This is a genomic window from Prosthecobacter sp. (assembly GCF_044232965.1).
GTDB lineage: Bacteria > Verrucomicrobiota > Verrucomicrobiia > Verrucomicrobiales > Verrucomicrobiaceae > Prosthecobacter.
In genome coordinates, this window is sequence record NZ_JBIIKX010000072.1 from 19,535 (window position 1) to 29,601 (window position 10,067).

A 10,067-nucleotide genomic window follows, 5' to 3' on the forward strand; every position below is an offset into this window, starting at 1 on the left:
ACATGAACTACATCGAACCCCACGGCCACATGGTCAGCCGCACCACGGATGACTATGAGCGCATGGCCATCGCCGGCTGCCAGGCCATTTGCGAACCCGCCTTCTGGGCCGGCTTTGACCGCGCCAGCGCCGACGGCTTCTACGACTACTTCCGCCAGATCACCGAGTATGAGCCGAAGCGTGCCGCTAGGTTCGGCATTCAGCATTACTGCTGGCTCTGCATCAACCCGAAGGAAGCGGAGGATGTGAAGCTCGCGGACGATGTGATCGCGTTGATCCCGCAGTTCATCGACAAGCCCGGCGTGCTCGGCATCGGCGAAATCGGATTGAACAAAAACAGCCGTAACGAGCTGAAAATCTTCGAGCAGCATGTGCAGGTGGCGCAGGACTACGATCAACTCGTGCTCATCCACACTCCGCACCTCGAAGACAAGCTCAAGGGCACGCGCCTCATCGTCGATGCGCTGAAAAATTTCCCAAAGATCAAGCCGGAGCGCGTCATCATCGACCACGTCGAGGAGCACACCATCGACCATGTGCTCGATCACGGTTTCTGGGCCGGCATCACGCTCTATCCCGAGAGCAAATGTACCCCGAACCGTGCCATCGACATGCTGGAGCACCGCCACGCCGAGCGCATTTGGATGAACAGCGCCTGCGACTGGGGCATCAGCGATCCCCTCGCCGTCCCAAAAACCATGCAAGCCATGCGCCAGCGCGGCTGGAGCCCCGAAATGATCCAACGCGTCGCTTGGGACAATCCGCGAGCGTTCATGGGACAGTGTGAGAAATTCAAACTGTGATGACCACACCCAGTCTCGACACCATCGCCCTTATCGCCGGCAACGGCATCTATCCGGAAACCTTTGTCACGGCGGCGCGGAAGGCGGGCGTGAAGAAACTCGTCGCAGCCGCATTCACGAACGAGACGAAGCCGGAGCTCGCAGGCAGGGTGGATGCCATCGAGTGGTTTCGCGTGGGGCAGCTCGGAAAGATGATTTCATTCTTCAAGAAGCAGGGTGTCACCCAGACGGTGATGGTGGGCCAGATCGCGCCGAAGAACCTTTTCGACCTGCGGCCGGACTTCCGCACGCTGTTCATGATGGCGAAGCTGAAGCAGCGGAACGCAGAGACGCTGTTTGGCGGCATCGCGAACGAACTGGCGAAAGACGGCATCACACTTCTGCCTGCGACGACTTTTCTCGAAGACCTTATGCCCGGCCCCGGCCATGTCGCGGGACCGCAGATCAAAAAACGCCGCCAGGAAGATGCCGAATATGGCTTCAAGATCGCCAAGGAGAGCAGCCGCCTCGACATCGGGCAGACCGTGGTCGTGAAAAACGGCACCGTGCTGGCCGTGGAGGCCTTTGAAGGCACCAACGAAGCCGTGAAGCGCGGCGGGGCCCTCGGTCGCTGCGGCGCGACGATGGTGAAAGTGTCGAAACCGAACCAGGACATGCGCTTTGACGTGCCGGTGGTCGGGCCGGACACGATTCGCACGGCGGCGGGCGCCGGGGTCGATTTGATCGCTGTGGAGGCCGGGAAGACGCTGATTTTGGACCGTGCGGAGGTTTTGCGGCTGTGTCAGGAGGCGAAAGTGAGCGTGATCGCATTGGCGTGATTTTTTTCTCGCCTTTCCGGTCCCGGTTCGGTCTAATTGGTGTGGCGGGAGAGAAATCCCCTGCTGCATAACATCATAACCAACCCATAAACGCACTCATACTATGAAAACGAAACGAAACCACGCCTTCACTCTGATCGAGTTGTTGGTGGTGATCACGATCATCGCGATTCTCGCGAGCTTGGCCGTGCCCGCCTACAACGGCATTCAGCGGATGGGCAACCAGACCAAAGGGGTCAACAACTGCAAGCAGATCATCCTCGGACTGAAGCAGTTTTCCAAGGACAACAATAGCCAGTATCCAGACTCGGTGGCCAATCCACTGACCGGAGGCGTCGCGGCATCAGCCAACGACGCTTTTCGATTCCTTATCCAGGAAGAAGTTGTCGGTGACGAACGCATCTTTGGCTGCCCGGCAGGCTACAATCCAGATGGCAACATTGGCGTATCCCCCAATTACGCCATGGCTCTCGCACCAGGTGAAAACCACTGGGCGTTGACCGCCGGTCAAACTGACGCCACCCAGGGCAACATGCCGCTTGTCTATGAAAATCCTGTCAGCCCAGGATGGCCGCCACAGTGGAATGCCGATGTCGCCGGCCAGATCCGCCCTGGTCGCACCTGGCCTGGTGGTGAAGTCATCATCGGACGCAACGACGGCAGTGTTCAAGTCGAAAAACTGCAAGGCAAACGCGGCACAGTGGGCCCCAAAATCATGGCGGGAGGAATGGACTCTTTCACCCAAGCTTCCAAAGGTATGCCTCAGCGTGTTCTCAACGCCATAATCGCAGGAGGCCAGATGAGCGCAGGTGGCGGCAGTGGCGGAGTCGGTGATCCTTCCTTGCCAGGCGGTCTGCCAGGTCAGCCTGGCGGTCTGCCCGGTGGCCTCCCCGGCCAGCCTGGTGGTCTCCCAGGTCAGCCTGGCGGTCTGCCAGGAGGTCTCCCAGGTCAACCTGGTGGTCTCCCAGGCCTGCCTGGTAATCCTTGATTGACCAGCTTGCGCTGTTGATTTGATCACACCGCCGGAGGCACTAGGCCTCCGGCGGTTTTTTTTGCGCTTCATCCAGGTTTAAAAGGCCAAAAAACTTGACCCTTTGGCAGCTTCTTCGCTTACTGTGAATTAGTTCAAAGGTTGCCTTCAACCAACGCCACCCGCAGCCCATCCGCATGTCACAACCTTCCCGCCCCCGTCGTCAAACAACCCGCCATATGGCGTGCGCTTTTTGGGTTGCGATGGTGATGATGATTCTCGCGGTGGACGTCAGAGCTTTCGACACGGTCATTCTCGATCCCGGCCATGGAGCTCATGATCGCGGTGCCGCCATCGGCTATGTGTATGAGAAACACCTCGCTCTCGACACCGCGCGACGCGTGGAACAACTGCTCAAAAAAGAAGGCCTCAAGGTCATCATGACCCGCAGCCGGGATGTGTTCATTCCGCTGCAGGACCGTTCGGCGGCTGGCAACCGGGGTCGTGGTGCCATCTTTGTCAGCGTTCACTACAACTACAACCGCGGCGGCAGCGGCGCGGGCGCGGAGACTTATTATCACTTTTCCTCCAGCTACATGCTGGCGGCCTACATTCAGGCTTATCTGGTGCAACGCACCAGCATGACCAATCGCGGCGTGAAAAGCGCCGGCTTTCATGTGATCCGCGCCACCACGAAGAATCCCGCAGTGCTGGTGGAATGCGGTTTTGTCAGCAACTCGACCGAGCGTGCCCGCATGATGACCGGTGAATATCGTGCGCGCATTGCCGAGGGCATCGCCCAGGGTATCATCGCTTATCGGAAATCGAAGTGAGCTGGCGGCTCAGCCGACAGGCGATTCAACTCCTTTGATCGCTTCGGCGACCTCTGGGGATGGGGTGCGACGATCATTCCAGGCGAGAAACAGTCCGTAAACGAGCAGCGCCCCCTGGCTGAGCCAGTAACCGTAAATCTTCGGCCAGATTCCGTCGGTAAAGCCATAGGCATGCAGCCCCACGCCGAGCTGATTCACGCCGAACCAGGAGAAGATCACGATGCAGCCGAGGATGAGATTGCAGCAGTGCAGACCGATCTCACGAATGTAGCCGCCTAGACGGGCGTGCAGAATGACCAGGCACATCAGCACGATCATGAGCGCGCCGTTTTCCTTCGGGTCCCAGCCCCAGAAGCGGCCCCAGCTGTAATTCGCCCAGATCCCGCCTAGCACCGTGCCGACGAGCGAGAGAAACAGCCCGGTGGCGATGAATCCGTACGCCACACGAGTGAGGAATCGTCCCTCATCCGACTTCGGCCCCACTTTTCCAAGGAGACGCTGCACGAAGTAAATCATCGAGATCAACGCCGCCACCATGCATGCCGCGTAGCCGAGATTGATCATCGGCACATGCGTGGAGAGCCAGAAATTCGTGATCAGCACGGCCTGGAGCTGCTGGAGCGTGTCTGTGGCCTCGGATGCCTCAAACTGAATCGCCAGGAACATGCACGCGGTGCCGCCGACGGCCGCCACCAGCAGCCCGAGGCCGCGTTTGGTGATCCATTCGGCGATGAGGCCAAACAGGGCCACCGAAGCACCGATAAAGAGAATCGTTTCGTACAGTGTGGTGATCGGCGGGCGCTGCATGATGATGCAGCGGATCACCACGCCCACCACTGACAGAGCAGTGGCCGTGCCGAGCAGCAACCAGGCACTGAACTTGGTGATCTTGTCAAAACGTGATCCAGGCGAGATCCACGTCAGCGCCACGGCGATGAAGCCCACGAGGAAAATCCACTGCGCGTAGAAAAAGTAGTCCGCCTTCATCGAATGACGCTCCAGGGCGACGAACTGCGCTTCACCACGTTGTTTGGCGGCATCTTGAATCTTGGTGAGCAGAGCCTTTGAAGCGGCTTTGAACTTCACCGCATCAGGCAGCGCCAGATAAACGTCTTCATACAAAGCCAGCCAGGCAAGCTGCTCCGCAGGAACTTCTTTGTCGCCGTTGATTGCGCCAAAGATGGTCTCGCCGGGACCTTGCCAGACATCACCGGCCTTGGGAGCGGGTGGGAAAATACGGAGCTGCTGCTCGGCATTGCCGCTCATCATCGCGCCGAGCGCGCCTTTGCCGAATTCGCGGAACCAAGGGATCTGCATGGGCGGCCCGCCACTGGTGCGCACGGCTTTGGCGAGCAAGTTGAGGCTCTTAGACAAGCGAACGGGCTGTTCGATGCCAGCGGGCAATCCTTCGGGCTTGGCACCAACGGGCGAGCGGATGAAATCGAAGTGGCCGGTGATCATCTCATAGTCGAGAAAATTTGCGGCGAGTTGGACGATCATGCGCTGCTCCGGCGTCTGCTTCTTGGCCGGGATGTCACGATACTCGCCCATCTTTTCCATGAGCGCCTGTCTGGCTGGCTCGATCTCCACGAAGCTGTATTGATCGCGTTTCGCCTTGGCCTTCAGCCCGAGTTCTTCGATCGCGGAGGAGTTGTCCACCTTGAACAGCGGCACCGTTTTGGCGATGTCGGGGCGGAACCAGCTCATGAGCAGCCACTCCGTGGCGCTGAGCTTCACTGGCTTGCCACCTTCCTTGGTGATCGGCTTCTGCGTGGCAGGATCGACGAGCGGTTTGCCGCCGTCCATCTCACCATTGTCGGTCAGCCAGATGCTGCGACGTGCGCGAAAACGCAGCAGGCGGTAGCTGGCGACGTTTTCGAGCGGTTTGATGCGCCCTGACTCCTGCACGGGAATTGAAGCGAAGGTTTCGACGACTTCTTTGTCGCGAAAAAGATCGAGCGGCGGCAGTTCGGCGGCGGGAATGAGGCCGGTGGTCGCGAACAGCGAGAAAAGGGCGAGGCGGAGGGTTTTCATGGCATTCAGCGAGTTTGAGCGTTTAGAGCAGCTTCCACATCGCGAGAGCGAAGGCGGCGTTGAAGGCGCAGATGAGGCCCAGGGAGAACTTCCACGGTTCCACCTTGATGAAACGGGCCAGCATCATAAGGAAATGCAGCAGCAGACCTTCGGCGACGATGATGCAGGAGATGAGCGGCCAGTGATCGGAAGGGTTTTCGACGATCTGGAAGCCGGAACGCTTCACACCACTGCCGCTGCGTGTGCCGTCATCAAAAGTCTGCTGGAACACGGCGTAACCTTCGCTACGCACCGGCTCGTTCATGGTGATGACGCGCTTCTCCTCGTGATCTCCGGTGATTTTCGTGACTTTGCTGGTGAAACGACGCGCTCTTTCGGTTCCCGGATGTTTTTCCTGCTCTGTCTCGTCGAGACGAACCGCAAACGGCAGCTTGTAGGAGCGGTGGTCGAGGGAGATGAGGTATTTGTCAGCACCCACGGTGACCGTCCAAGGCGCGGCGGCGAACTCCCACAGGATGCCTTTCTGCTCCTCGCCAGATTTTTTATCCTTCACGATGGCGATGCAAGCGCTGGCGAGCTGCTCATCGGGCAGGGCGGCTCCGGCATCGTCGAGCGTGGTGACTTCCTGAATATAATAGCCGTCCAGAGCATCGCCGCGATCACTGGTGGCGCGCTTGGGCTGCGCATGCTGCTTCCAGTTGGTGATCATGAGATCAAACGGCAGGCTGTCATGCGTGAAGGTGCGGCCTTTGCCCGCAGCGAGGTCACGATACTTCTCATCGCCGATCACGAGCGCAGTGCGCTTGGCTTTTTCATCCGTCTGCACCTTCTCGATCTCGATCACACGCTCGTGGAAGCTGCGAAACTCATCGCTCGTCTTTCCTTCCGCGAGTTCCAGGCTGCCTTCCTTGGCAAAGTGGTAGCTCACCGCGCCGGCGGCGATCATGAACAGAATGGCGAAGTGCGAGATGATGACACCGATGGTCTTGGGTGACTTGCGAATGCGCACGATGCCGCCGAGCAGCAAATTCACGAACAAGATCGCCATCAGTGTGTAGCCGCCAGGAATGATGTAGAGCGGCAGCGTGATGTTGCCGATATCCCAGTAACCGTTGAAGGCCAGCGCCCGCCAGCAGGCACCGATGTCGATGCGGTCGATGAAGAAGGACTCAAAGTAACGCGCTTGGCTGGCCACCAGGCCGTATTCCGCCTGCTCCAGCGTGCCTAGGAAGGTGATGATCAGCAGTCCAGTCAGCGTGAACGTGGCGAGTCCGAAGCTGGTGAGGAAGGCGAAAATTTTCGCAAATGGGTTTTGGGGTGACTCGGACACGATAAGGGTAAATGGAAAAAATTAGTCGGCGGCACCATGCGGACTGGGAGATTGCGGCTGCGGCATGGAATCGGTTAAAAATATCGCTTTTTCGGCGAGCTTGGCGGCTTGGTACATACCGACAAGAGTGAAGATGAAACCAATGAGCGAAACGATGGGGCCGACAAAAAACTGAAGAAAAAAGAATGAAGTTTCAAAGTCTTTTCCAATTAGTTTCCCCAGCGGTTTTAATACACCGAACATGCTTAAAATCTGAAGAGCAATCGAAGTGACAATCAGGCAAGAGCCAAAGAAAATTTTTGTACTTGGACGCATTTGGAGAATTAAGTTGGTTTTACTTACTACTCTTGCTTCATCACAGCCGTGTTCGGTTTGATCGACTGGCAGAAGGCATCAAACGCGGCAGAATTCTGCTCTACGAGCGCCTTCGGGCCGGTGAGTTTGACGAAGATGGTGGCCTGCTCGGCGCTGTGGATGAGGCCCAGCATGCGGTAGCCGGTTTTGGCGGCCTCGGCACCGAAGCCTTTGAAGTCGCCATCGAAGGCCACAAAGGTGGCATCGCGATTGAAGAAGGGCTTCTTCGGCAGCTTGGCCAGTTCGTCAGCGGTGTAGGCGGGCTGACCCATCTGCGTGCGCCAGCGGTTCACGTTGGCCTCCAGGCCGCCCGCGGGGCCGGGCATCAATGAAATGTAACACTCCCCTTCTTGATTGGGACCAAAGCGCAGATCGATCAGGCGCATGCCCATCGGATCAGGCGTGGCATTCTCGCTCCAGCCTTCGGGAACGGTCCAAGTGAGCAGTTCGCGGAAATTCGGGCGCTGCTGTTCTTCTTTCTTGGCGTCGTCGAAAAAGCGCGTGGCACTGGGAATATCGACATTGGGTTTCGAAGCGTGACTGGAAACCTCCCGCGTCTCGGTGATGGCAACACGCTCACCGAGTCGCTCGCAGGAGACGGTGAGAATGCCGCAGGCGATGGCCGCGCAGCATGGAAGGGGAAATTTCATCATGAAGGAAACGAGTGAGAGAACGGGATGATTAGCAGCATCCGGCAGGAATGCAGAATGTCGAATGACGCACGGTAAACATACGAAGCTCGACGAGCAGTCGTCTGCGACGACTTATTCGTCATTCCGCACTTGTCATTCAGATGACTCGAATCACGAGCCCTTGTGATCCGTGTGGCAGGCCTTGCAGTTCACGGCGGCTTTGTAGGCAGCGATACCCGTGGCATCCTTGGCCTGGATTTTCTTCACGGAGCCGATGAGAGCCTGGCATTTGGTGACCCAGGCGGTCTTGTCCCCCTTCGGCGGTGTGGCGGCGCACATGTCTTGGTAGGCCTTGAGCAGCGTGGTGAGTTCGGCGTCGGTGGCGGTGCCTCCGCTGACTTTTTTGCAAGGAGCATCCTCAGGCTTGTGATACTGCTTCATGATGGTCTTGATGACGTCGCTGCCTGCGGCGGCAGGCTTCGCGGGAGCTGCTGCGGCTTTGGGGTCGGCCTTTTTCGGCTCTTCCTTCTTCGCGGGAGCTGGCGGAGGAGCCGGTGGCGCGGGAGGAGGAGCGGTCAGCTTGGCGATTTCGGCCTCTGTGAGGCCGACGTTCACTTTGAGGCCGGGAACCTGGCCTTCGAGGGCTTTGGCACCGTTTTGCGTGACACCGGTCTGCCAGACGAAGAGTTTCTTGAGGCCTTTGGCAGCGGAGAGTTTGGCAATGCCACCATCCGTGGTCTTGGTGCCGTAGAGATTGAGATATTCGAGTTTTTGCAGCGCGCCGAGCTTGGCGAGACCGGCATCACTGACTTTGGTGTTTTCGAGGTGGAGGCGCTCCAGATTGACCATTTTCACCAGCGTGTCAGCACCGGCGTCGGTGATCTGGCTGCGGGCAAGATCGACCCACACAATGTGCTGGGCGATGGGGGCCAAAATCGCGAGTTCTTTGTCGCCAAACTTGTCAGCGGCGTTGATGACGCCGAGGCGAAGCTGCTCGGTGTCTTGCGCCAGCGGCATGAGCGAGGCGTTGAGCGCCTGCATCTTCGCGGTGATCTCGGCGACCTGCTTTTTCTCCGCATCAGTGAGGGCCGCAGGCTTGGGTTTGGCAACCTTGGCAGGAGCGGCGACTTTCGGCAGACCTTTGGCAAGCAGCACTGCGAGAGCGCCTTCAACTTCGGCGGTGGGCTTCGAGGCGGCCACGGTGGCGGACTCGGAGGCGCCGGTTTCGATCCACCACTTCAAGAGGGCGACTTCTTCTTTCGTGAGCTGCGGCTCGTCGCTCGGCGGCATGTGTTCGTCGTCGTCGGTGGGAAGATTCGCACGGACGAGCATGAGGCTGTCCTTGCTGTTCTTCGCAATGACGGTCGTCGCGCCATCACCGCCGCCTTTCATGAGGGCGGCAAAGTTGTGAAGCTGAAGCTTGCCCTTCTTCTTTTCCTCACCGTGGCAGCTCACGCACTTCGCCTGCATGATCGGAGCGATGACATCGCGATAAACCACGGCCTTCTCGGCGATGGCAGCATCGAGTTTGCCACCGGCGGCAGGCGCGGCCGTCGGAGCAGCGGGTTTGGCGGCGGCTGGAGCCGGAGTGGCAGGCTTGGCGGGAGCAGGCGCGGCAGCGACCACGGCGACGGGTTTGGCATCGTCCTCGGCGGTCCAGCCGTTGTTGATGTGCGTCTTGGGCAACTTGGCCTTCAACGCGGCCACACCGGCCTTGGTGACACCGCTTTGCCAGAGATAAAGCGCCTTCAGCTTGCCGAGAGCGGCGAGTTTCGCGACGCCAGCGTCGGTGACCTTGGTGCCGTAGAGATTGAGGTATTCAAGCTCGGCGAGGCCTTTCAGATGGTCGAGGCCTGCATCGCCAATGGCGGTTCCCTCAAGATGCAGTTCCTTGAGGTTCTTCATCGCCGCGACTTTCGCGAGGCCGGCGTCGGTCACTTTGCTGCGGGCGATGTCGAGGGAAGCGATCTTGTCGGCAACGGGCGCGATGGCATCGAGTCCGGCATCGGTGAACTCCTTCGCGACATTCAACGCGGTGAAGCGATACGCCTTGGCATCGGCGGCGACCGGCATGAGCGACGCGCCGGTGGCGTTCACTTTCTGCATCGCTGCCTCGACGGCGGGATCGGCGGCTTTTTTGTCATCGGCGGCATGCGCGGTGAAGGCGAGTGCCAGGGCGAGGATGAGGGAGGTGTGTTTCATGAAGACGGGTCAGGGGGCGGAGTTTTGAACAAGGCAACTAAAGGAGCAAATGGGACTAACCTTTCACGATCGTGTCCACGGCGGCCTTGAG

At 59.0% G+C, this 10,067-nt stretch carries 9 protein-coding genes; 4 read left to right on the plus strand and 5 right to left on the minus strand.

What is annotated here, in order from left to right; all coding sequences use genetic code 11:
* The first annotated feature begins 2 nt into the window (after nucleotides 1-2).
* The 4 genes from ACILSI_RS22030 (at nucleotide 3) to ACILSI_RS22045 (ending at nucleotide 3,424) form a co-directional block, all read left to right on the plus strand.
* Nucleotides 3-803 (plus strand): TatD family hydrolase, encoded by an 801-nt coding sequence (locus tag ACILSI_RS22030; RefSeq protein WP_395724077.1) that lies wholly within the window; start codon nucleotides 3-5, stop codon nucleotides 801-803.
* The gene (locus tag ACILSI_RS22035) at nucleotides 803-1,621 is read left to right on the plus strand and encodes an LpxI family protein (RefSeq protein ID WP_395724078.1); all 819 of its coding nucleotides are present in this window, start codon (nucleotides 803-805) and stop codon (nucleotides 1,619-1,621) included. The genes ACILSI_RS22030 and ACILSI_RS22035 overlap by 1 nt, the downstream gene beginning before the upstream one ends.
* Before the next feature lie 103 nt (nucleotides 1,622-1,724).
* On the plus strand, nucleotides 1,725-2,609 hold the full coding sequence (locus tag ACILSI_RS22040; RefSeq protein WP_395724079.1) for a type IV pilin protein: 885 nt from the start codon (nucleotides 1,725-1,727) through the stop codon (nucleotides 2,607-2,609).
* A gap of 251 nt (nucleotides 2,610-2,860) precedes the next feature.
* Nucleotides 2,861-3,424: an N-acetylmuramoyl-L-alanine amidase gene (locus ACILSI_RS22045; protein WP_395724080.1), complete on the plus strand. Its 564-nt coding sequence runs from the start codon at nucleotides 2,861-2,863 to the stop codon at nucleotides 3,422-3,424.
* Between the two features lie 9 nt (nucleotides 3,425-3,433).
* On the opposite strand, the gene ACILSI_RS22050 is transcribed toward ACILSI_RS22045, so the two are convergent.
* From ACILSI_RS22050 to ACILSI_RS22070, 5 genes are all read right to left on the minus strand, one after another.
* Complete coding sequence (locus ACILSI_RS22050) at nucleotides 3,434-5,458, minus strand: cytochrome c biogenesis protein (RefSeq protein WP_395724081.1); 2,025 nt, start codon at nucleotides 5,456-5,458, stop codon at nucleotides 3,434-3,436.
* 22 nt (nucleotides 5,459-5,480) lie between these two features.
* Complete coding sequence (locus ACILSI_RS22055; RefSeq protein WP_395724082.1) at nucleotides 5,481-6,788, minus strand: cytochrome c biogenesis protein ResB; 1,308 nt, start codon at nucleotides 6,786-6,788, stop codon at nucleotides 5,481-5,483.
* 21 nt (nucleotides 6,789-6,809) lie between these two features.
* On the minus strand, nucleotides 6,810-7,103 hold the full coding sequence (locus tag ACILSI_RS22060) for a hypothetical protein (RefSeq protein WP_395724083.1): 294 nt from the start codon (nucleotides 7,101-7,103) through the stop codon (nucleotides 6,810-6,812).
* A gap of 26 nt (nucleotides 7,104-7,129) precedes the next feature.
* Nucleotides 7,130-7,795 (minus strand): hypothetical protein, encoded by a 666-nt coding sequence (locus ACILSI_RS22065; RefSeq protein WP_395724084.1) that lies wholly within the window; start codon nucleotides 7,793-7,795, stop codon nucleotides 7,130-7,132.
* A gap of 150 nt (nucleotides 7,796-7,945) precedes the next feature.
* Nucleotides 7,946-9,976: a c-type cytochrome domain-containing protein gene (locus tag ACILSI_RS22070; RefSeq protein WP_395724085.1), complete on the minus strand. Its 2,031-nt coding sequence runs from the start codon at nucleotides 9,974-9,976 to the stop codon at nucleotides 7,946-7,948.
* Between the last annotated feature and the right edge of the window lie 91 nt (nucleotides 9,977-10,067).

Excerpts from the sequence above, each read along its gene's own strand:
- ACILSI_RS22050 (WP_395724081.1), bottom strand. The coding sequence starts at position 5,458 with ATGAAAACCCTCCGCCTCGCCCTTTTCTCGCTGTTCGCGACCACCGGC.
- ACILSI_RS22040 (WP_395724079.1), top strand. The coding sequence starts at position 1,725 with ATGAAAACGAAACGAAACCACGCCTTCACTCTGATCGAGTTGTTGGTG.
- ACILSI_RS22035 (WP_395724078.1), top strand. The coding sequence starts at position 803 with ATGACCACACCCAGTCTCGACACCATCGCCCTTATCGCCGGCAACGGC.
- ACILSI_RS22070 (WP_395724085.1), bottom strand. The coding sequence starts at position 9,976 with ATGAAACACACCTCCCTCATCCTCGCCCTGGCACTCGCCTTCACCGCG.
- ACILSI_RS22030 (WP_395724077.1), top strand. The coding sequence starts at position 3 with ATGAACTACATCGAACCCCACGGCCACATGGTCAGCCGCACCACGGAT.
- ACILSI_RS22060 (WP_395724083.1), bottom strand. The coding sequence starts at position 7,103 with ATGCGTCCAAGTACAAAAATTTTCTTTGGCTCTTGCCTGATTGTCACT.
- ACILSI_RS22045 (WP_395724080.1), top strand. The coding sequence starts at position 2,861 with ATGATGATTCTCGCGGTGGACGTCAGAGCTTTCGACACGGTCATTCTC.
- ACILSI_RS22065 (WP_395724084.1), bottom strand. The coding sequence starts at position 7,795 with ATGATGAAATTTCCCCTTCCATGCTGCGCGGCCATCGCCTGCGGCATT.